Annotated in this window: 21 protein-coding genes and 1 pseudogene; 13 read left to right on the plus strand and 9 right to left on the minus strand. The window is 40.7% G+C overall.

Annotation, left to right across the window (positions count from 1 at the left end; translation table 11 throughout):
* Positions 1-61 precede the first annotated feature (61 nt).
* Positions 62-646: a serine/threonine-protein kinase gene (locus RUMAL_RS21855; protein ID WP_157865481.1), complete on the plus strand. Its 585-nt coding sequence runs from the start codon at positions 62-64 to the stop codon at positions 644-646.
* A gap of 69 nt (positions 647-715) precedes the next feature.
* Here the strand turns inward: RUMAL_RS21855 and RUMAL_RS13650 are convergent, their stop codons facing one another.
* Complete coding sequence (locus RUMAL_RS13650) at positions 716-1,069, minus strand: helix-turn-helix domain-containing protein (RefSeq protein WP_013499286.1); 354 nt, start codon at positions 1,067-1,069, stop codon at positions 716-718.
* Positions 1,070-1,220: 151 nt separating this feature from the next.
* Here RUMAL_RS13650 and RUMAL_RS13655 point away from each other — a divergent pair, with 151 nt between their 5' ends.
* A complete protein-coding gene (locus RUMAL_RS13655; protein ID WP_013499287.1) occupies positions 1,221-1,691 on the plus strand; it encodes a hypothetical protein in 471 nt (156 codons plus the stop codon).
* 16 nt (positions 1,692-1,707) lie between these two features.
* Here RUMAL_RS13655 and RUMAL_RS13660 read toward each other — a convergent pair whose 3' ends face one another.
* Entirely contained in the window at positions 1,708-2,583 is an 876-nt protein-coding gene (locus RUMAL_RS13660; RefSeq protein WP_013497884.1) for an IS1595 family transposase, read from the minus strand.
* A gap of 124 nt (positions 2,584-2,707) precedes the next feature.
* On the opposite strand from RUMAL_RS13660, the gene RUMAL_RS21860 reads away from it, so the two are divergent.
* The 3 genes from RUMAL_RS21860 to RUMAL_RS21865 all read left to right on the plus strand — a co-directional run bounded on the left by RUMAL_RS21860 (position 2,708) and on the right by RUMAL_RS21865 (position 4,091).
* Complete coding sequence (locus tag RUMAL_RS21860) at positions 2,708-2,881, plus strand: hypothetical protein (RefSeq protein WP_013499288.1); 174 nt, start codon at positions 2,708-2,710, stop codon at positions 2,879-2,881.
* Positions 2,882-2,897: 16 nt separating this feature from the next.
* Positions 2,898-3,794 carry a hypothetical protein gene (locus RUMAL_RS13665; protein ID WP_013499289.1) on the plus strand — a complete coding sequence of 299 codons (897 nt, stop codon included), beginning with the start codon at positions 2,898-2,900 and terminating at the stop codon, positions 3,792-3,794.
* A gap of 144 nt (positions 3,795-3,938) precedes the next feature.
* A complete protein-coding gene (locus RUMAL_RS21865; protein WP_013499290.1) occupies positions 3,939-4,091 on the plus strand; it encodes a hypothetical protein in 153 nt (50 codons plus the stop codon).
* Between the two features lie 348 nt (positions 4,092-4,439).
* On the opposite strand, the pseudogene RUMAL_RS23020 reads toward RUMAL_RS21865, so the two are convergent.
* Positions 4,440-5,653 (minus strand): annotated as a pseudogene (locus RUMAL_RS23020) (tyrosine-type recombinase/integrase).
* A 108-nt stretch (positions 5,654-5,761) separates the two neighbouring features.
* Positions 5,762-5,962, minus strand: a complete 201-nt coding sequence (locus RUMAL_RS13675) for a helix-turn-helix domain-containing protein (RefSeq protein WP_013499291.1) — start codon at positions 5,960-5,962, stop codon at positions 5,762-5,764.
* Between the two features lie 315 nt (positions 5,963-6,277).
* Here RUMAL_RS13675 and RUMAL_RS13680 point away from each other — a divergent pair, with 315 nt between their 5' ends.
* Positions 6,278-7,453 (plus strand): IS110 family RNA-guided transposase, encoded by a 1,176-nt coding sequence (locus RUMAL_RS13680; protein WP_013497097.1) that lies wholly within the window; start codon positions 6,278-6,280, stop codon positions 7,451-7,453.
* 470 nt (positions 7,454-7,923) lie between these two features.
* On the opposite strand, the gene RUMAL_RS13690 is transcribed toward RUMAL_RS13680, so the two are convergent.
* Both RUMAL_RS13690 and RUMAL_RS13695 read right to left on the minus strand, forming a co-directional pair.
* A complete protein-coding gene (locus tag RUMAL_RS13690) occupies positions 7,924-9,132 on the minus strand; it encodes an AAA family ATPase (protein WP_013499292.1) in 1,209 nt (402 codons plus the stop codon).
* Positions 9,133-9,456: 324 nt separating this feature from the next.
* Positions 9,457-9,900 carry a hypothetical protein gene (locus tag RUMAL_RS13695; protein WP_028504474.1) on the minus strand — a complete coding sequence of 148 codons (444 nt, stop codon included), beginning with the start codon at positions 9,898-9,900 and terminating at the stop codon, positions 9,457-9,459.
* A gap of 597 nt (positions 9,901-10,497) precedes the next feature.
* Between RUMAL_RS13695 and RUMAL_RS13700 the strand changes: the two genes are divergently transcribed.
* The 5 genes from RUMAL_RS13700 (at position 10,498) to RUMAL_RS13720 (ending at position 14,780) form a co-directional block, all read left to right on the plus strand.
* Positions 10,498-11,472, plus strand: coding sequence for a hypothetical protein (locus tag RUMAL_RS13700; protein ID WP_154662909.1), 975 nt, complete (start codon positions 10,498-10,500; stop codon positions 11,470-11,472).
* A gap of 26 nt (positions 11,473-11,498) precedes the next feature.
* Complete coding sequence (locus RUMAL_RS13705; RefSeq protein WP_013499294.1) at positions 11,499-12,080, plus strand: hypothetical protein; 582 nt, start codon at positions 11,499-11,501, stop codon at positions 12,078-12,080.
* Between the two features lie 888 nt (positions 12,081-12,968).
* Positions 12,969-13,448, plus strand: coding sequence for a hypothetical protein (locus tag RUMAL_RS13710; protein ID WP_013499295.1), 480 nt, complete (start codon positions 12,969-12,971; stop codon positions 13,446-13,448).
* 301 nt (positions 13,449-13,749) lie between these two features.
* Positions 13,750-14,232: a hypothetical protein gene (locus RUMAL_RS13715; protein WP_013499297.1), complete on the plus strand. Its 483-nt coding sequence runs from the start codon at positions 13,750-13,752 to the stop codon at positions 14,230-14,232.
* A 5-nt stretch (positions 14,233-14,237) separates the two neighbouring features.
* Positions 14,238-14,780, plus strand: a complete 543-nt coding sequence (locus RUMAL_RS13720) for a hypothetical protein (RefSeq protein WP_013499298.1) — start codon at positions 14,238-14,240, stop codon at positions 14,778-14,780.
* Positions 14,781-15,151: 371 nt separating this feature from the next.
* On the opposite strand, the gene RUMAL_RS13725 is transcribed toward RUMAL_RS13720, so the two are convergent.
* The gene (locus RUMAL_RS13725; protein ID WP_242843391.1) at positions 15,152-16,285 is read right to left on the minus strand and encodes a tyrosine-type recombinase/integrase; all 1,134 of its coding nucleotides are present in this window, start codon (positions 16,283-16,285) and stop codon (positions 15,152-15,154) included.
* A 185-nt stretch (positions 16,286-16,470) separates the two neighbouring features.
* Positions 16,471-16,671 (minus strand): helix-turn-helix domain-containing protein, encoded by a 201-nt coding sequence (locus tag RUMAL_RS13730; protein WP_013499291.1) that lies wholly within the window; start codon positions 16,669-16,671, stop codon positions 16,471-16,473.
* A gap of 315 nt (positions 16,672-16,986) precedes the next feature.
* Between RUMAL_RS13730 and RUMAL_RS13735 the strand changes: the two genes are divergently transcribed.
* On the plus strand, positions 16,987-18,162 hold the full coding sequence (locus RUMAL_RS13735; RefSeq protein ID WP_013497097.1) for an IS110 family RNA-guided transposase: 1,176 nt from the start codon (positions 16,987-16,989) through the stop codon (positions 18,160-18,162).
* Positions 18,163-18,632: 470 nt separating this feature from the next.
* Here the strand turns inward: RUMAL_RS13735 and RUMAL_RS13745 are convergent, their stop codons facing one another.
* Entirely contained in the window at positions 18,633-19,841 is a 1,209-nt protein-coding gene (locus RUMAL_RS13745; protein WP_013499292.1) for an AAA family ATPase, read from the minus strand.
* A gap of 311 nt (positions 19,842-20,152) precedes the next feature.
* Here RUMAL_RS13745 and RUMAL_RS20875 point away from each other — a divergent pair, with 311 nt between their 5' ends.
* Complete coding sequence (locus tag RUMAL_RS20875) at positions 20,153-22,954, plus strand: BspA family leucine-rich repeat surface protein (protein ID WP_013499300.1); 2,802 nt, start codon at positions 20,153-20,155, stop codon at positions 22,952-22,954.
* Position 22,955: the final 1 nt, after the last annotated feature.

Here is a 22,955-nt window from a genome sequence, read left to right on the forward strand (position 1 = left end):
CAGCAAGGAAAACAGTACACTGATACGCTATCGGAACAATAGACTGGGCAGAGATATAGTAGTGCGTAAGTTAAGCACTGACAGTAATACAGATGTTTATCGAAGTCTCTCGTGGGTCTGCCATGAGAACTTAGTGCGGATATACGATGTCGTTACCGAGCAGGACTATACCTATATCCTTGAAGAATACATAGAGGGCATAAGCCTTTCGGAACTTGTACCGATGAACGAAAAGGGCGCACGGACGACAGTGATACAGATAGCGAGGGCGCTGTATGTTCTGCAAACGCTGGGCATCGTACACCGTGATATAAAAGAGGACAACGTAATAGTAACAGAGGACGGCACGGTAAAGCTAACCGACTTCGATATATCAAAAATATACACCGAGGGCAAAAGCCGTGATACACAGCTTCTGGGTACGTCTACCTATGCCCCGCCCGAGCAGTACGGACTTGCACAGACCGACAGCAGGAGCGATATATACTCTCTCGGTATACTCGCAAACAAGCTAGTCACTGGCAAGCACCCGTCTGCCTCGCTGTACACCAAAGGCAGGCTCGGTAAGTTTATAGTCAAGGCAACGAATATCAGCCCCGACAAGCGTTTTAACTCTGCCGAAGATGTACTGGCGCACTTTCGTTAAATATAAAAATTATGCTGTCAGCATAAGACAAAAAGATCCTCCTGTGGTATAATCACCATAGGAGGATCTTTAAAGTTCATCAATATTCTCCGCTAATATTTTGACCGTGTTGAGGAATTTGCTCACCTGCTCGGGTGAATGATTTTTTAATTCTGCCGAAATGCTTTCGAGAACACCCACATCACCGTTCTCGTTTTTGACATCAAGCAGAAGATAATCAAGGCTTATTTCCAGCACGGTCGAAATGCTTATGGCAGTATTAAGTGAGAGCTGCCTTGAAGCACGTTCGATATGCCCCACATAGGAAGGCGTGATACCGCAAAGCTCCGCCAGCTGTTCCTGACTGAGCCCCAGCTTTACCCTGCGTGAGCGTATCCTCTCGCCAACGGCGGTAAGGCTTAAATTATTGTTGCCGTCATTCATTTACATCACCACCAACATTATACATTATGAACAAATATGATGTAAATATACTGTATGTCATGATATTGACAAATAGTACAGAACAGTGTATAATGTAGTTAATCCGATATGAGTTAATGTTGATTATAGCTAATTGAAGGAGGAGCGGTTCATGATAGCTTTAGGAATTATTATTACTTTTATAGGTGGGTTATTTTTACTATATGATTTATATGTATTCTTAGCATTGGGTGAATCCGGTGATGGTTTATTCCTTCTTATTTCAGCCTCTGTAACTGCGCTGGGAGTATTTTTGTGGCGAATGGGATTGAGGAGAGAGGCTGATGAGATAGAGCAAGGACAGGAAGCTGTCCAAAACGGAATGACACCGTCTCAAAAAAAGGGTGCTGTGATCGGTATAATAATACTTATCATTATTTTTGCAACGCCATTTGTGCTGAATTTTATTCCCGATACGCCTGTGAACAAAGAAGAACAGGTATTGAAGTATGTTGAGGACATAATGAAAGATAAAGAAAAGGCAGTAAAAGACACGGAAGTAAATGCGTCGGTGAGCCATACAAAACCCAAGATACTTGATCATTCGGGTGATGTGTATTTTGTTTTATGGTTATCCCCTTAACACACCACAAGTAAGATCACTGCACCAAAGCAGCCAAAAGCCTTAAATACGCACTGTTTCCCAGCTTACGACGGTTGAATTTGTAACAGTATTCGGCAGCATATAACGCTGTGTGGATCTTTTCGTTTCCGTGGTAAGTTCCCATGATCATTGCTTTGAAGTTTGATATAACTTTATGCATCCAATTCAGCTGACCGCTTGTCGGATCATATGTTTCAAAAACATGGAAGTATTTCTGTGCCAACGGTTTCTTGTAACTTCGAGCATTATCACTCTCGATCTTCGAGCCAGCGCGGATATTATCCCTGGCAAATCTACCCACAGTTATACCCTTTAAATTCGGCACATCTCTCATTTTAACGTACTCGGGATTTCCTGCTGCGTTCTTCGATAAAGCTACGATCATCTTGACTTTTTCAGTACCTCTGCCGCGCTTTTTACCGTGAGTCGGAGCACCGAGATACGTGTCATCAAGTTCAACGATTCCGTCGAGCAAATAGCGTTCTTCACGGCATTTCATAGCTTTTCTGATGCGGTGAAGGATGTACCATGCAGTCTTGTAGGTCACCCCCAAAGACCTCATCAGCGTAACAGCAGAAACACTGCATTTGTTGCTCATAATGAGGAATGCGGTGACTATCCACAGTCTGAGCGGAATATGTGTTCTGTGCATAAAAGTTCCGTTTGTGGCGGATATATCTGCTTTACAGAACTTGCAGCGCAGCAGATGGCGTGACCTTATCCTGCGGTACTCAGAGCCACCGCAAAACGGGCAGGCAAAGCCCTTTTCAAAGCGGATATCAAGCAGAAAATCCTTGCAAAAGCTTTCATCTGCGAACTTTGAATATATCCCATCAAGTGTGATCTCAGGTTTCGGAAATCTTTTTGACATAGCGACAGCTCCTTTCGTTTCCTGTCACTATTATACTATATTTTCCGGTTTTTGAGGTCTGTTTATTTGGACAGCATTGTAAATTATCTGTGGTGTGTTAAAGGGATAACCATGTTTTGTTTATATGGAAGTCACTTCAAAAACTGCAATGTACGGAGAAGCAGGTGGTGATCTGGTAGTTGTAAAGGTCGAGGATAAAAATAAATGCTCGTGGGTGACTGATATGGCTACCGATACAGATGATGAACATATCCAAAAGGCTTTAGATGTGGCAAAACAACTATACGGAAACGGATAAAAAGGAGGGTCTTAGTATGAAAAAAATACTAGCAATTTTACTATCAATGGTCATGGCAGGAATGGTTTTCGGTTCTTGCGGAAGTGAGGAACAAACTGAAACACAGGCTAAAACAACGGAGCAGGTTTCATCGGAGGATGATCAAAACAGAGAGCCGACAGAGAACGACTACAAGGAGCAGCTTAAAGCTATTTATGATGCTTTAAAAGATCATCCTTTCAGTAATGGAAATCCCATAGAAGAGATACGAATAGAATTGGGACGAGATACATATGACGGGGGGGATAAATATGAATCAGGAACAACAGAAGCGGATATTGTAAACACTGTAAATGGTATTTATGACAGTAAATTATCAGATTGTCATGTTTCTATTGAGTATAATACAACTAACAATTATAGTATTGACTCCATCAAAATAATTACTGATCGCGGAACAGAAGAAAACTATTGCTTAGTGTATTATCCCGAGACTGACAGATGCAATAATTTAGATTTAACCAATATAGCAAGGGAAATTGCGGCAGTAGGATATAATGTTTTTACTGGAAATATGGATACAATGAATGGAAAAATGGCTGAAATTGTAGATTTTTCAAATTCAGAAGCTAACAGTGAGATAGGGAATAAAATCGTTGAAAAATACAAAGCCGATAGTTATTTCGATTTTACTGGAAGGGCATTTGTATATAGTGAGGCTATATATAGTGGTGCAGTATGTACATATGATGATAATTGGTCATCTATGGAGTTTGCACCTTATGATTTTGAAACATACTTCAAATCTGATATTGAAAGCAAAGGATTATCTTTTGACGAAGCGTGTGAGTATCTTAGCAAAGATGATGTTGGAGTTTCGGCATATAAACAGTACAAAACACAGGAACTGAAAGATATGTTTGCAATAGAATAACGTCCAATAGATACTATTAGTGACTACTGCAATACAATGAGTGTGATAACTAATTATGATAATAAACAATGTTGATATTTTTGCATTGCAATGATATCAATATAAATCTTAAATTACTAATTCAGAATGGAGGTCGAAATAACTATGGAAGACGGAGTAGGAGTATTGATCGGTTTGGTATGTGTTGCTTTAATACAGCTTATAATGGTCATAGCTATTCTAAGATTGTCGGATAACACAAAAGAGATATTAAGGATATTATCCGACTGGGAAGAACGCAGCGAAAATAAAAAATAAACCAAAAACACTCCGCCTGACCGCAAACTCGGGTGGAGTGTACTGTTTGTGTACTAACGATGTGATACGATCAATTTTATTATACCACGATATGCAGCATTCATGCGCACGAAATACTACGTTTTGATACGATAGATATCGATATAGCACCAGAACAAATATGCTATTACTTATTCAAGTCCCGTTTGCCGCACCAAAACAAAACCTCGTAAACACAGCGTTTGCGAGGTTTTTTCATGCCCAAAATCCAGGTTTGGACTTTATTTTGGACCTTACCCGGGAAAAAGTGTCGGCGGGAGCCCTGTGTATAGAGCTCCCGCCGATTTTTGTTTGGGTGTTATTTGGGTGTTAGCCAGCTTCTTTCCCCTCTATGACATCTGCCATTATATTGCTCGCCCTGCGCTTGCTCTCCGCGAAGTAATGACTGTAAGTAGACATCGTAGTCACAGGCGTGCTGTGACCTAACATTGCAGCAACTGTGGTCGGATCAACTCCTGCTTCGATCTCGACCGATGCAAAGAAATGCCTGAAGCTGTGAAGTCCATAGAATGGGAAATTCCTGCGTTCACACTCTCGCATCAGCCATGTGTATGGCGTGTTCGGATGCATGGGCTGACCGTCCCATTTTGTGAACAGGCGGTCGTGTTCCTGCCACTCGTCTCCGAGATTGGCTTTGTAGCTATCCTGATCATGCTTGTATGCTTTCAGCAGACCGATGACAGCAGGCGGAAGATCGACCATCCGCGTGGATCTCTCTGTCTTTGTCGCATCGGAGTATATACCCTTGTCTGCAGTGTAGTTTGAAGTGTGGTCGATCTTTACAGTGCCACGTTCAAAATCAATATTCTTCCATTCGATGCCAAGCAGTTCTCCACGCCTGCAACCCGTGTATATAGCCAGTGTGAAAAACACCTTGTATTTCATCGGCGCTTCACGAAGAATCTTCATGAACTCACGTGCCTGTTCTTTTGTGTAGATGTGCTTCTCGGGTTTCTTGTACGCTTTCCCGCTTGCATCTATTTTAGGTATCATGACTTTTGAACACGGATTTGTATTCACCATGTCCAGCCTTATCGCATACTCGAATATGGATGAGATATGAAAGATAAATGATGCCGCATTGTCTTTTGCGACAGCGGTTTTCCGTTGCGCTTGTTTGCACCCGGCTTTGCAAGTGAGTTGATGAATTTCTGAATGTCCCGCGCAGTTATCTTGTCTATGCGCAGATGTCCCAGCGCAGGAATGACCCTGTCTGCAATGAGATGTTCACGCTGAAGTGTCGTACTGCGGTGATTGAGTTCAGCATATTCGGTCGCCCACATCTCAATTACTTTCTGGAACTTGACAGCCGCAGTCACCTGACCATGCGCGCACTCCTCCTCGAACAGTATCGCAATGCGCTGTACCTCTTTTTCAGCTTGTTTGACAGACATATTTTCAGGTGGTTTCCATGTCCTGAACCGAACCATCTGCTTTCCGTGCACATCATAACCGCAGTACGCACGAATGCGGTATGATGTAACTTCACCTTTCTTGTTTTTACGTTTTTCAATGTACGCCATGTGTTTCGTCCTTTCGATTTATATTTGCCTGTCGGCAACGCCATTCTACCACAGACTGACGGGCATATCCAGTTGACACGCAAACGTTAATTTCTGCAACATCTTTTTCTACCGAACCACTAACTCGCCGTTCAGGTATTTGTGCAGTATCTCTTTGTTGATCAGATATTTTTTGCCCGCTTTGAAGCAAGGCAGTTCACCCGACCTGCACATCTCGCGGATGCGGTACTCTGTTAGTCCGTCCACAAGTGCAGCAGCTTCTTTTATCGTTAGCATAGTTATTTTATTTTCTGTTTTGGTTTCAGCCATGTTGTTATCACTCTCCTTGATGTCTCATGAGTTCTGTCTTGTGATAAATTTGCTGTTCATTTTTGATCTTCCTCGTATAATAAAAGTAGTAGTTTTTAGAGTTCCTCTCCAAGAACTATGGTATAATATTGTTTAGATGCTGTGGATTGGTTTGATCTTCCTACCGTATGACGGTTTACGAAAGGCTCCGACCGCAGTCTCTATGCAATTTGTTGATCAGTTAGATACCGCCCGACGGTTTATTTAGAACGAGGTTACATTAGCGTAGAGTCTCTGTGGATCTAAACAGCATCAATAATTTTTGGAGGTATCATTATGATCGTTGTTGGTATTGATGTGGCAAAGGACAAGCATGACTGCTTTATTGTTGATTCTGAAGGTACAGTACTCTTTGATGTGTTCACTATCCCAAACACTCTTGACGGCTTTAATATCCTGCTTGATAACATCAAGTCCGTTACCGAAAATTTTGACATAATAAAAGTAGGACTCGAGGCTACGGGACATTACAGCTACAATCTGTTGGGATTTCTGTTGAACAACGGCCTGCCAACCTACGTTCTGAACCCTTTGCACACTAATCTTTACCGAAAAAGCCTTACACTTCGTAAAACGAAGACAGACAAGGCAGATGCGCGCGTGATTGCTTCTATGCTAATGTCTTGCGTAGACCTAAAGCCCTACACAAATACATTATATCAGAGCGAAGAGCTAAAGTCAATGACCAGATACAGATTTGACAAGGTTTCCGAGCGTGCAAAGCTCAAGACCTCCGTATCAAGGCTTGTGACTATTCTCTTTCCCGAACTTGAAGCGCTCGTGCCTTCGCTGCACATGAAGTCTGTCTATACTCTTTTGAGCGAGTTTCCTTCAGCGCAGCATATCGCAAATGCTCACCTTACAAGGCTTGCCAATCTGCTTTCAGAGACTTCCAAAGGTCACTACGGCAAGGACAAAGCTATTCAGATCAGAGGTGCCGCAAGACGCTCTGTCGGCTCTGTAATGCCTGCAAAGTCGCTGGAACTCAGGCACACCATAAAGCTCATTGCTGACCTGACCGAGCAGATAGATGAGATAGAAACCGAGATAAAGAAGCTGGTCGATGCAACCGACACTACACTTCTGACCGTTCCCGGTCTCAGCTATTCAACTGTCGCTATGATCCTCGCAGAGGTCGGTGACTTTTCAAACTTCGCAACACCCGACAAAGTACTTGCATTTGCGGGAATGTCGCCCTCTACATACCAATCGGGACAGCTGACGAATTGTTATGCCAAGATGGAAAAGCGCGGCTCAAAGTATCTTCGCTATGCTCTCTACAACGCTGCCAAATTCGTCTGCACCTGGGACAAGACATTCAAAGATTATCTCGCCAAGAAGCGAGCCGAGGGCAAACATTACAATGTTGCATTATCTCACGCTGTCAAGAAACTCGTCAGACTCATTTTTGCTCTTGAAAAGTCTCATTCGCCATATCAGCCTGTTGTTTGAAATTTTTGTTAATCTTCATTTTTAGGGGTTGACTTTTGATAGTTAGTCTTTCTATTGAAATTTAGGGCTTGACGCCACGCAAAACCCGCGTACCTACGCACTTATCTCGCGATTTTTGAAATATTGACACCACACTTTTCAGCAATTTGCGTGATTGACACCAATTCCCGATACGCCAAAACCCCCGTAGAATGCGGTCGGCGTTGCCGTCCGCTGTGAGATTTGCGGCGAATTGACGCCGCACTTTAACCTGCACATCGTTTCCTCCTGATATATCTGCCCGAATAATACGATACGGGTAAATATCGAATCATACTATTCCGCAACAATATCGCTCACAGCCGCGCACAAATCGCTTGTGTGGCGTTTTGTTGGCGTGGTGGACTAACTACCCGACAGGCGATATTTGTCGGGCACAAATCGGCTCACGTTCCGAGTTTCAACTCCGGCACCAGGATACCTCGCTTTTCTTAGATTTTTTGCCTTAATCTCGTGGCACTTCTAAGGACAATATCCTCGAATGACATTCTCACGATAGGTACACGCTTGCCGTTGATGAGTACATACTCACTGCCTGAACCGTCACCCTCACGACCTTTGCCGTCACCCACAGCTGAGCCGTCACCCTGCTCAGACAATGTATCTAAAGGCTTTTCGACACTTCGGGTGCCGGCTGGACAGCAGCTCTCGGGGTACAGCAACCTGCCGTCACTGCTGTCACCCGCTCGGTCGTAGGTCAGCTCCAGCCAACGTTTTCCGTGACTGCGTTTGATCTGGAATCGTATACCATAGCCATTCAACTCCTGCCAGTGCTGCATGAGTTTCTTGCTGACCATGTTGCTTGGCAAGTGCATACCGAATCGGTTTTCAAGTTCTGCACTCAACTCGGTCGCCGTTGCTGACAGCTTTTCTTTCTCCGACATCATGTCATGGACTGCGAACACAAAAGTATCGGGCGGCTTGTCCTCACGTTCATCAGTAAGTAACCAGCGTGCGCCCTTTCTCGCAAGGGACAATTCACTGTCTTCAATATCACGACCCGTCGCATACAGCACAGCCTGCCCGCCGCACCGCTTGTCCTTTTTCAGAACAAGCATACCGTCCACGCAACCATTCAGACCAGTGCTGCCCGAGATCATATTAAACGGATCGCTGTCCATCGCTTTACGCAGATGATGAACAAGAACTATGCTTATGTCAAGCTGTTCAGCCAGAGATTTCAGCGGTATCAACTCAGCATAGTCACTGCCGTAGCTGTTGTCCGTTTCGCTCCGCACCATCTGCAACGTATCGATGACCACCAGCCGCAGGTCATCATGCTCCGACTTGAACTTTACTATCTGTTCGCACAGACCATCGCTGATAGTATCCGCTTTCAGCGCAAAGTGAAGCTTCTCCGATGGCTCATCGGTCAGTTCATACAACCGACTTTGTATCCTCTGCCAGCTGTCTTCGAGACAAAAATACAGCGCCGTACCTTGCCGTGTCGGACGTTCCAGCAGTTTTTCTCCTTTCGATATTGCAAGGCAAAGTTCCAGAGCCAACCACGATTTTCCGGCCTTGGGTGAGCCTGCAAGAATGTACAGTCCCTGTGAGATGAGACCCTCTACTGCGAACACTGTCGGCTTGTAGAGCGTGGTCATGATCTCCTCGCAGGATTTTGTTTTCAGTTCTCTCAATATATCGACCTCCTTTTCACTTGTATAAGGAAAGATGAACGTGTTTTGATACCCCTGCTTTACAGAATATTTAAAAACTTTTTATTTTTTGAACATTCAGCAGGGTATGAAATTGTTAGATGTGCAGATCTGTTTTTCTCTTACTTGTATAGGGTAAGATGTCCGGTTTTTTACACCCCTTGTTTACAATAAATTTAAAATATTCTATGTTTTGCATATATTGAGTGGCCTTAAGTTGCCATTTATGCTGAAGTTAAATTGTGTATAGTATTGAGAAATCACTTAGTTAATTAATGTATTATGTTTTTATTTCTGAATCGATTATTAGTGTGTTGACACTCGATACTCGTATGTAGTTTCAATAGAGAATGGTTCACCAACAAGACCAACTACACCAGTGCAAAGCATATCCTTGTTCATAACACTTTCGACATTAGTTGCCTTCTGAAGATTTCCTGTACCCTCCATAGAAACGATAACTTCGGTCACAGCACAGTCTTCGTTCACTACCTTGTGTGTAAATGTCTGGAAACGCTTCTCTGCGCCGTCAAGAATTCCATTGTCATCTGAATCGGAATCTTTGGAATCGGTGGTGCCGAAATAGATCTCGTCATTATCATTCAAACCGTCTTTATCGGTATCAACTTCAAGATGATTGGTAAAGTATGTATTTACCTCTTCACCGTCTTTAAGGTGATCTCCGTCTGTATCTTCATTAAATGGTCTGGTACCGATCTCGCATTCCTTACTGTTTGAAAAGACCATCATTGTCGAAATCCTCATCATAATTGGATACACCATTATCGTATGTATCAAATTTTAACGGATTAGTGATAAGTGTGAGATATTCATATCCATCAGGCCGAAAATCGCCATCGGTATCTGCGTCATAAGGCTTTGTTCCTATTTCTTTTTCAATAATGTTAGGCAGACTGTCTTTGTCTGTATCGGCAAGGAACTTCCAGTCAGCAAAAGTCCAGCTGAGTTCTTCTGTTTCTGTACCAACAAATTTGGCTTATAGAGACATACTCTGTTAAGGTTTTATTGATTGATTCTTTATAATTGTCTATAAATCTTTGAGCAACTGTGAGCAGGATTACGGGATATAAGCAATTGTGATACTATGATTGCAGAGCTTAAAAATGGATTCGCATTAGTGAATCTGTATCTAGCTGGCGGAAAACCTTGTCAATCTAATCTAGTGCGCCAATTACACGGAATTTGAGTGGATTGCTTGTGGCTTTCTCTTTTTTCGTGAAGCCACTTTTGATGAATTTGTAATTATACGATGTTGCATTAGAATGATACAACCTCACGAATTATTCATAGCTTTGATGAATTCTTTTTAACTTTGAGCAATGGGTGTTGACTTTTGATAAGGATTGTGATATAATTTCAGCCGGTGATATGATGCATACTAAAAACATACTATGGTTAATAACTTTTGTAATAATTTCTTTGACGTTTTTTTCGTGTTCTTCTATCAAAACTGAGGATGGTACAGAAACAATGGATTATAATATACTAACACAAATGGAACTGCTAAATAATGGGGAAAGTGTAAAGACAATTAATATTGTAAAAAATGAAACTGAAGTGGATTTAAAAATCAACTATCGTTCCGATATTTCCTTTGAATTGGAGATTGGAATGATAGATAATTATTCACAAAGAGATTTTTATATGAAAAAGGACGATAAATGGCTTAACGATAAAACATTTGTTCTTGATTTGCCGAATTCAAATGGTGAATTTGTAGAAGCTCATTACAAAATAAAGGTTGATAATTTAAATTATCAACACCATGATATAATATGGTATATAAAAAACAATACAAAGATTCAACATGATAGTATGCGTGCATTCAGCTTTTTACGACTTGGCATAAATACAGCATCTAATGATGTTTTTCAAATTTCTGATGAAGCGGAAGTTGTTTTTTCAAAGAATACTATTGAATCTCCATCATTTGAAATAATGGCAATAGAAAGTAATGAGAAGGATTTATTATTGCAATTTAATATTAGTCTAATTTATTATGGTGAGCATTTTGTAAACGAATATAATGCACATTTAAAAGATGATATTCCTTTTGCTGTTATGGCGTTAGATGAAAATGGGATTGTAACCTTTGATTTGGAAAATAGTTATTTTATTAGCAACTCAAAAATTGGTGAAGATGGTTACATAAATATTCCTAAATTGCAATCTGAAACGAAACAAATTACTTATATATTAGTTCCGTATATTTGTCAGACCGATTATGAAGAATTGGAAAGATACCAAAAAATAGCGTATAATAACGTATGTTATTATCAATATATTCAATCATCAAACTAAACGTTGCATAATCTAGGAGGTAAAAAATGAAAAGAATTAAATCACTTTTATGCATCACAACAGCTATCATCATTTCAACATTATCATCAGTTGCAGTTGTCCCTGCTAATGCTGCTGAGCTAAAATCTGATAAAGAGGCTCCAACTGTTGTAAGTGCTACGATTCGAGGATACGATGGCCCTTCAGGTAATATCTCTGTTTCGCCCAATGGAGTTAAACGTATGAAAACTGCAAATTCAAATGGATACGCAGTATCTAAAATTTATGATTCTTGTAACGTTATAGAAAATGGCTATTGGGGCAAAAGAAGGACTGATGTTTACGGCGAAGTGTCATCTGAGCTTATTCTTCCGTCTTCAGGTACAAGTGATGGGATCCCTGACTGGACTATGATCGTAATGTGCCAGCTTTATGTATCCAATGCAAAACAAAAATACACAAATTCTCCCACAAAAAGTGTTTATAATCGTACTTATGTATCGGAATGCACTAAAACTGTCCAGGGAAAGGATTTTGGCACAGCGAAATGCACTGGCTACCATACAGTCAAAGACTATTATGGAAATATCATTTGGCAAAACGAAACGTCTAAGTCAAAATGGATATAATATCCGAACTATGTAAAGCGTGAAAACAAATTAAGGGACTGAGTGGTTATGTCCATCTTATAATTCTTGGTTCACATTTCTGATATGAAATCGGATTGTTCGATGACATGATAGATTGGCTTGAAAACAATGGGCATTCGATAATAGAATGTTCGCTTTACCCACCAATCAAAGCCTTAACCATACTTTTCCTCCTAAATCATAACAGTTCTAATAAACTTACTCAAAGGTGAGATCGCTGCTGCTGATAAATAACCAAAATACAGAATACATTTATGCTTTACTTTTCTGTGCAATTATGCTATCATCTTCAGTAGCAAATGAGTATGATCGAATTGAAATTCAAAAACATAATTGAGAATTTAGATAACGTACTGAAATATGACAGCAAGGGTTTTGATATGTAATAATAGAATGGTTACTTATATCTAATATATATCGGACCTTATTCGGACTTTATCTCCGCCAAAGACTGCTTTAGACAACTTCAAATCACTTGAAACGCAGACCTCAGAAACGTCGCAATACCGCAGATAAGCTGAGATAACAATCAATTACAATGGACAGCGGCTATCGTTCAAGTCCCGTTTGCCGCACCAAAACAAAACCTCGTAAACACGGCGTTTGCGAGGTTTTTTCATGCCCAAAATCCAGGTTTGGACTTTATTTTGGACCTTATTGGGGAAAACGCTATCGGGAGATTGCGCAGATGAGCGGTCTCCCGAATTTTGTTTGGGTGTTAGCTTGCTTCTTTTTTCTATATGATCTCCGCCATAATAATGTTTTCGGTAGTTGACTTTGCTGGTGGGAGATAGTATAATGATATCATGAGTGAGGGTATACAACGAAGAATTAATCTGTGCATGTGAAAGATAAGGAGAACATTTTATGGAGTACAATTTTTATGTTGAAAAGCCTATCGACAGAGATGAATTACACCAAAGTATAATAGACATATTAAAAGAGTTATCAAATAAAAAACAGGTCGATGATGACGACGATATTATTGCATGTTATCCTCTTCTAATATATATTTATGGTCCTGAATATGGAGCAGATTGTGTTAAGGAAGAATATGGATTCGAATTGAGCTGGGAATTGACATTTGAAGTCTTTTCAAAAAATGAAACTGATAATGAAGTTGAGAATTTAAGGTTTTTCTTTAAGGTAATTAATTATTTGGTTGAAAAGTTTGATATTGACATCTTTGTCTTAGCGGATACGGGTGGTACTTGGATAATGAAAAGTCTGGGAGAAATAAAGGAATTACGAGATACAGATATATTTAATTATCCTTTTGAACTGCTAAAGTGTGCAGCGGATTTTGAACGCTGTGAAGCAGAAAGATTTGGTATGAATATTTTATAAAAGTTATACTTCTTTTGACATCGTTGAGATATCTACTAATTTATATTATGAAGTATCGGATAAATATTCGTTTGAATATTTAGAAACACTGGCTCAGGTTAGAATGATAGCTGAAAACCAAGTATGTAAAACCGCTGAAGAATACACTTTGATTAGTTCACTGTTTTGTGATTATGAGTATACTTATGATACCGCAGTTGATAATGTAAATAAAGTCAAAAGAATAACAGATAAGTATTATAAGCTTAAATCTTCATTAAAATTCAGAAATTCTGTTTTTTAATGATTATGGTGAATAATTATGAAGAAAGCATATATAACAAAAGCAGAATACGAACTTGGTTATGCAAAGCTTGGTATTATATTTGCAGTTATTCTTATTGTGGTTAAATCTATAATAGCGATAGTATGCGGATATAACATAATAGAGTATGTATTTTTATCTTTTGATACGTTATTTTTTTTATTCGCAATAAGTGGCACTTTGATTACGATAAGTTGTGTAACTAGCGTAAAATATATGATATGCAAATATATTGTCTTAAAAAATGGAATATGTATAAAAGGGCGTATAGTCGGCAAAGAATTGAAGCGTGATTTTGGCATCTATGATACATACACTTTTACGATTAGCGTAAAAGTGGGTGACAATAGTGAAGAATTTTCGTTTAAAAGCGTACCTTATATGGCTAGAATAGTTACAGAGCAGTCTTCTATGAAATATTGTGACGTATACTGCTACAAAAACAAGTATATCCTTGATAATTTCAGAGCAGAGGAGTGATAACAATGAGCAATTTCAAATCAAAATTTATAGTACAGTTTATAATCAATCTGATAATCGTTGGTATTATTGCAACTATACTGGGGCGTGTCGTAACGGCATTGCTGTTTAAGGCACTTGGTGTTCATGGAACTTCTGTTTGCTGGCTTATGGTGCTGGTCACAGGTGTTTTCAATGCGGCTGCCATGATAGTTTCGCTTATACTGACGCAGAACGAACTAAAAAAGAAGTCTTTGGATAATATACCCGATATCCCGATGAAATTCTATATTGGTTTTACAGCGGCTTTGATAGTATTGAATGTTGTGATCTCGGTGATCGGCTTTTCTTCAACATATAATACCTGCGTTCAGAATATAAGTGTGATTGCAATGGAGAATGAACTGGTAAGTGCAGGTACGGACAGAATTGAGGTAAAGTCTGTTGTTGAGGAACAGCTTCATGCGGCTGTAAGAAATGCAGTTATCGTTGCAAATGTTATTCAGGCGGCAGTTCTTGCTTTGATGACGATAGTTATTTCAAACAGACATAGAAAGATTTGGAATTGATACTTACCTAAGAATCGCATTGAAAAAGAGTTTCTATTTAGAAGTTAAGAATTACTATTCGGACCTTATTTGGACTTTATCTCCGCCAAAGACTGCTTGAGACCACTTCAAATCACTTGAAACGCAGACCTCAGAAACTCCGCAACATCGCAGATAAGCTGAGATAACATTCAATTACAATGGGCAGCGGCTATCGTTCAAGTCCCGTTTGCCGCACCAAAACAAGACCTCGTAAACACGGCGTTTGCGAGGTTTTTTCATGCCCGAAATCGAGGTTTGGACTTTATTTTGGACCTTATTGGGGAAAAAGTTTCGGCGGGAGCCCTGTGTATAGAGCTCCCGCCGATTTTTGTTTGGGTGTTATTTGGGTGTTAGCCAGCTTCTTTCCCCTCGATTACCTCCGCCATAATATTGCTCGCCCTGCGCTTGCTCTCTGCGAAGTAATGACTGTAAGTAGACATCGTAGTCACAGGCGTGCTGTGACCTAACATTGCAGCAACTGTGGTCGGATCAACTCCTGCTTCGATCTCGACCGATGCAAAGAAATGCCTGAAGCTGTGAAGTCCATAGAATGGGAAATTCCTGCGTTCACACTCTCGCATCAGCCATGTGTATGGCGTGTTCGGATGCATGGGCTGACCGTCCCATTTTGTGAACAGGCGGTCGTGTTCCTGCCACTCGTCTCCGAGATTGGCTTTGTAGCTATCCTGATCATGCTTGTATGCTTTCAGCAGACCGATGACAGCAGGCGGAAGATCGACCATCCGCGTGGATCTCTCTGTCTTTGTCGCATCGGAGTATATACCCTTGTCTGCAGTGTAGTTTGAAGTGTGGTCGATCTTTACAGTGCCACGTTCAAAATCAATATTCTTCCATTCGATGCCAAGCAGTTCTCCACGCCTGCAACCCGTGTATATAGCCAGTGTGAAAAACACCTTGTATTTCATCGGCGCTTCACGAAGAATCTTCATGAACTCACGTGCCTGTTCTTTTGTGTAGATGTGCTTCTCGGGTTTCTTGTACGCTTTCCCGCTTGCATCTATTTTAGGTATCATGACTTTTGAACACGGATTTGTATTCACCATGTCCAGCCTTATCGCATACTCGAATATGGATGAGATGAAAGATAAATGATGCCGCATTGTCTTTTGCGACAGCGGTTTTCCGTTGCGCTTGTTTGCACCCGGCTTTGCAAGTGAGTTGATGAATTTCTGAATGTCCCGCGCAGTTATCTTGTCTATGCGCAGATGTCCCAGCGCAGGAATGACCCTGTCTGCAATGAGATGTTCACGCTGAAGTGTCGTACTGCGGTGATTGAGTTCAGCATATTCGGTCGCCCACATCTCAATTACTTTCTGGAACTTGACAGCCGCAGTCACCTGACCATGCGCGCACTCCTCCTCGAACAGTATCGCAATGCGCTGTACCTCTTTTTCAGCTTGTTTGACAGACATATTTTCAGGTGGTTTCCATGTCCTGAACCGAACCATCTGCTTTCCGTGCACATCATAACCGCAGTACGCACGAATGCGGTATGATGTAACTTCACCTTTCTTGTTTTACGTTTTTCAATGTACGCCATGTGTTTCGTCCTTTCGATTTATATTTGCCTGTCGGCAACGCCATTCTACCACAGACTGACGGGCATATCCAGTTGACACGCAAACGTTAATTTCTGCAACATCTTTTTCTACCGAACCACTAACTCGCCGTTCAGGTATTTGTGCAGTATCTCTTTGTTGATCAGATATTTTTTGCCCGCTTTGAAGCAAGGCAGTTCACCCGACCTGCACATCTCGCGGATGCGGTACTCTGTTAGTCCGTCCACAAGTGCAGCAGCTTCTTTTATCGTTAGCATAGTTATTTTATTTTCTGTTTTGGTTTCAGCCATGTTGTTATCACTCTCCTTGATGTCTCATGAGTTCTGTCTTGTGATAAATTTGCTGTTCATTTTTGATCTTCCTCGTATAATAAAAGTAGTAGTTTTTAGAGTTCCTCTCCAAGAACTATGGTATAATATTGTTTAGATGCTGTGGATTGGTTTGATCTTCCTACCGTATGACGGTTTACGAAAGGCTCCGACCGCAGTCTCTATGCAATTTGTTGATCAGTTAGATACCGCCCGACGGTTTATTTAGAACGAGGTTACATTAGCGTAGAGTCTCTGTGGATCTAAACAGCATCAATAATTTTTGGAGGTATCATTATGATCGTTGTTGGTATTGATGTGGCAAAGGACAAGCATGACTGCTTTATTGTTGATTCTGAAGGTACAGTACTCTTTGATGTGTTCACTATCCCAAACACTCTTGACGGCTTTAATATCCTGCTTGATAACATCAAGTCCGTTACCGAAAATTTTGACATAATAAAAGTAGGACTCGAGGCTACGGGACATTACAGCTACAATCTGTTGGGATTTCTGTTGAACAACGGCCTGCCAACCTACGTTCTGAACCCTTTGCACACTAATCTTTACCGAAAAAGCCTTACACTTCGTAAAACGAAGACAGACAAGGCAGATGCGCGCGTGATTGCTTCTATGCTAATGTCTTGCGTAGACCTAAAGCCCTACACAAATACATTATATCAGAGCGAAGAGCTAAAGTCAATGACCAGATACAGATTTGACAAGGTTTCCGAGCGTGCAAAGCTCAAGACCTCCGTATCAAGGCTTGTGACTATTCTCTTTCCCGAACTTGAAGCGCTCGTGCCTTCGCTGCACATGAAGTCTGTCTATACTCTTTTGAGCGAGTTTCCTTCAGCGCAGCATATCGCAAATGCTCACCTTACAAGGCTTGCCAATCTGCTTTCAGAGACTTCCAAAGGTCACTACGGCAAGGACAAAGCTATTCAGATCAGAGGTGCCGCAAGACGCTCTGTCGGCTCTGTAATGCCTGCAAAGTCGCTGGAACTCAGGCACACCATAAAGCTCATTGCTGACCTGACCGAGCAGATAGATGAGATAGAAACCGAGATAAAGAAGCTGGTCGATGCAACCGACACTACACTTCTGACCGTTCCCGGTCTCAGCTATTCAACTGTCGCTATGATCCTCGCAGAGGTCGGTGACTTTTCAAACTTCGCAACACCCGACAAAGTACTTGCATTTGCGGGAATGTCGCCCTCTACATACCAATCGGGACAGCTGACGAATTGTTATGCCAAGATGGAAAAGCGCGGCTCAAAGTATCTTCGCTATGCTCTCTACAACGCTGCCAAATTCGTCTGCACCTGGGACAAGACATTCAAAGATTATCTCGCCAAGAAGCGAGCCGAGGGCAAACATTACAATGTTGCATTATCTCACGCTGTCAAGAAACTCGTCAGACTCATTTTTGCTCTTGAAAAGTCTCATTCGCCATATCAGCCTGTTGTTTGAAATTTTTGTTAATCTTCATTTTTAGGGGTTGACTTTTGATAGTTAGTCTTTCTATTGAAATTTAGGGCTTGACGCCACGCAAAACCCGCGTACCTACGCACTTATCTCGCGATTTTTGAAATATTGACACCACACTTTTCAGCAATTTGCGTGATTGACACCAATTCCCGATACGCCAAAACCCCCGTAGAATGCGGTCGGCGTTGCCGTCCGCTGTGAGATTTGCGGCGAATTGACGCCGCACTTTAACCTGCACATCGTTTCCTCCTGATATATCTGCCCGAATAATACGATACGGGTAAATATCGAATCATACTATTCCGCAACAATATCGCTCACAGCCGCGCACAAATCGCTTGTGTGGCGTTTTGTTGGCGTGGTGGACTAACTACCCGACAGGCGATATTTGTCGGGCACAAATCGGCTCACGTTCCGAGTTTCAACTCCGGCACCAGGATACCTCGCTTTTCTTAGATTTTTTGCCTTAATCTCGTGGCACTTCTAAGGACAATATCCTCGAATGACATTCTCACGATAGGTACACGCTTGCCGTTGATGAGTACATACTCACTGCCTGAACCGTCACCCTCACGACCTTTGCCGTCACCCACAGCTGAGCCGTCACCCTGCTCAGACAATGTATCTAAAGGCTTTTCGACACTTCGGGTGCCGGCTGGACAGCAGCTCTCGGGGTACAGCAACCTGCCGTCACTGCTGTCACCCGCTCGGTCGTAGGTCAGCTCCAGCCAACGTTTTCCGTGACTGCGTTTGATCTGGAATCGTATACCATAGCCATTCAACTCCTGCCAGTGCTGCATGAGTTTCTTGCTGACCATGTTGCTTGGCAAGTGCATACCGAATCGGTTTTCAAGTTCTGCACTCAACTCGGTCGCCGTTGCTGACAGCTTTTCTTTCTCCGACATCATGTCATGGACTGCGAACACAAAAGTATCGGGCGGCTTGTCCTCACGTTCATCAGTAAGTAACCAGCGTGCGCCCTTTCTCGCAAGGGACAATTCACTGTCTTCAATATCACGACCCGTCGCATACAGCACAGCCTGCCCGCCGCACCGCTTGTCCTTTTTCAGAACAAGCATACCGTCCACGCAACCATTCAGACCAGTGCTGCCCGAGATCATATTAAACGGATCGCTGTCCATCGCTTTACGCAGATGATGAACAAGAACTATGCTTATGTCAAGCTGTTCAGCCAGAGATTTCAGCGGTATCAACTCAGCATAGTCACTGCCGTAGCTGTTGTCCGTTTCGCTCCGCACCATCTGCAACGTATCGATGACCACCAGCCGCAGGTCATCATGCTCCGACTTGAACTTTACTATCTGTTCGCACAGACCATCGCTGATAGTATCCGCTTTCAGCGCAAAGTGAAGCTTCTCCGATGGCTCATCGGTCAGTTCATACAACCGACTTTGTATCCTCTGCCAGCTGTCTTCGAGACAAAAATACAGCGCCGTACCTTGCCGTGTCGGACGTTCCAGCAGTTTTTCTCCTTTCGATATTGCAAGGCAAAGTTCCAGAGCCAACCACGATTTTCCGGCCTTGGGCGAGCCTGCTAGAATGTACAGCCCCTGCGAGATGAGACCTTCGACTGCAAACACTGTTGGTTTGTACAGCGTGGTCATGATCTCCTCGCAGGATTTTGTTTTCAGTTCTCTCAATATATCGACCTCCTTTTTCACTTGTATAAGGAAAGATGAACGTGTTTTAATACCCCTGCTTTACAAAAAGTTTAAAATATTTTATGTTTTGCACATATGGGACGGTCTAAAGTTGTTATTTATGCCGATGGCGAATTGTATATAACATCGAGAAAGAGCTTAGTTGATCAACGTATTATGTTGGTATTTCTGAATTAATAATTAACCTGTTGACACTTTATACTTTAATATGATATAATTTTTATCTGTGAGTTATTTATAAAATATGATTCACATTGCCATATTGGTGAAAACAGTATAGGAGGAATAAAATGAAAGTAAAAAAATTATTAGCGATAGCATTGTCATTATGTATGCTATACGGCGAAGCAAGCTATGGTGTTCCGTTTATAAAACAGAGCATAACTGCGCAGGCAGCAACTTCTGATAATGGTTGTTATTCTTTCAATGCAACAACAGGTGAACTTACACTTAGCGGTGTGGTGGACAAAGACACCTTATCCGAATTTAAACGTTCAATTAATATTAAGACTGATATTAAATCTGTTGTAGCTAAAAATGGAACTGTCCTTCCTGAAAATTGTAGCTATCTATTTTCATACTTAGAAAATTGTACTTCTATCGACCTTTCAAAGGCGGATACAAGCAATGTTAAAAAAATGAGTTTCATGTTCTCACGTTGTTACAACCTAACATCACTTAACATTAGGAACTTCGATACAAGCAATGTTACAAGCATGGGTCAAATGTTCTCTTATTGTTCCAATCTGACTTCAGTTGATGTTAGCAGTTTTGATACAAGCAAGGTTACAGATATGGTTGCTATGTTCACTAGTTCCGGACTGACATCACTCGATTTAAGCGGTTTTAATACAAGTAATGTTACAAATATGACACAAATGTTCAAAAATTGTACAAAATTGACTTCAGTCGATGTTAGCAGTTTTGATACAAGTAATGTTACAAATATGATACAAATGTTTGATTCTTGTTACGCTTTGACTTCACTTGATGTAAGCGGTTTTGATACAAGCAAGGTTACAAGTATGGGTGCTATGTTCTTTAATTGTTATAATCTTACCACACTTGATGTAAGTGGTTTTGATACAGGCAAAGTAACATCTATGGGAAATATGTTCTACTTTTGTGACAAACTGACCAAACTTGATGTAAGCGGATTTGATACAAGTAATGCTACAACTACAAGAGGTATGTTCTATTTCTGCCAAAGTTTAACCACACTTGATGTTAGCGGATTTGATACAAGCAAAGTAACGGATATGAGAGAAATGTTCTATTTCTGTAATGGCTTAACTTCACTTGATTTGCGCAGATTTGATACAAGCAAAGTAACAAACATGAGTGGTATGTTCTTTTACTGTAAAAATTTAACCACACTTGATGTTAGCGGATTTGATACAAGCAAAGTAACGGATATGAGAGAAATGTTCTATTCCTGTCATGACTTAACTTCACTTGATTTGCGCAGATTTGATACAAGCAATGTTACAGATCTGAAATCTATGTTCTATGGCTGTAAAGACCTTACCAGCCTGGATCTAAGCAGTTTTGATACAAGCAGTGCTACAAATATGACCGATATGTTCAAAGATTGCAAAAAGCTTAAATCACTTACTCTTGGCATAAATTTCAGAAATATACCAGAAAAAGCTGCTCTTCGAAACGGTTATGGCTGGATTAAAAGAATTCCAAAATTGAAACATGTCAGCGGTAACGGAGAATATGCCGTTATTGATAATGATGGTTATAACACTTACTATCTTTTCGAAGCATATCAACCCACATATCCTACCAAAATCAAATACGAATACAACGAACAATATCACCAGGTAAAATTTACATGGAATAAGATATTACTTGCTGAAAAATACGGCATACTTGTATATCTTGCAGGCAAGTGGAGAATACAGACACAGGATATCCCTGCTACGACCACAAGCTACACTACTCCAGAGAATTCCATATTATCCAGTTCGACTTACTATGTTGCTATCGCTGCAAAGGTAAACGGTAAGTGGGATACAGCAAACGCTATCAAAAATTATTTGACAATCAAAATTACTAAGGATGGTTTGTTAGATTCGGATGGCGATGGAATACCAGATGATGAGGATGAATTTCCATTAACACCATTAACTGAAGATGAGAAAACTGTAATAGAGTTTTTTAATTCTGCTGAAAAATTTGAAATCTATTATTTATCAAAATTCTGTACTCGATTCGATGCTACCCCAATTCAATGTATTACATACATTAATGTGTTCAGACAATATGCTGATTATGATGTCGATGGCGTACAGCAAGGTCTTAAAGATATTGGTTTAGTATGTGATATAGATTCATTGAAATTTTATTATGGCGAATATTGTAATTACAAAAATGGAACCTCTTGGGCAGAAATACAGGCACATGGTTACGAAGAATGGTATGTTTGTTATCATTGGTTTTTAGCTGAGTGGATGTGGGGAGTCTCTGCGCAATTGTTACAAGATGCTTATAAAGTCCCCAAAGACGTAGAAGAAAACGTAAAATTTGACTTTAGCGTATTTGATGATACTTTTGATGTTGAAAGCTATATAATTGATAATCAAAAAAGATCAACAACACATCCTTCAAATCTAAAATATGAACCATACGGAGCTCCATTTTCTAATAAGAAGTCTTGGGGAGATATGGGCGAAAAGCAAGCGGCTGAACATCTTGCGGAAAATGGATATGATGTAGAAATGCTACCAGAGGTTTACAAAGAAGTAGATGGTAAAATAATCGGAAATGGTTATGGTAAAGATATCAAAACTAATCCAGATTGTAGAATAGAAGGAAAAGTATACGATATCTATTCCCCTTCCACCCAAAATTTAACAACTATAAAAAAAGAAGTACTAAAGAAATCTAGGCAGCAGACATCTAATGTAGTGTTAAATTTAAATAATCCAGAAAAATATTTTGATGATGGAACTTTAGTATCAGATTGGCAAAGCGTAGATGAAATAGTTAAAATGTTCAAATATAACTCTAATAATAGTTTAAATGAATTAGATGAGTTGATTATTCTATACAACGAAGAAGTGCTCTATGCATATGTAAGATAAG

It is taken from the genome of Ruminococcus albus 7 = DSM 20455, from assembly GCF_000179635.2.
In the GTDB taxonomy this organism is placed as follows: domain Bacteria; phylum Bacillota; class Clostridia; order Oscillospirales; family Ruminococcaceae; genus Hominimerdicola; species Hominimerdicola alba.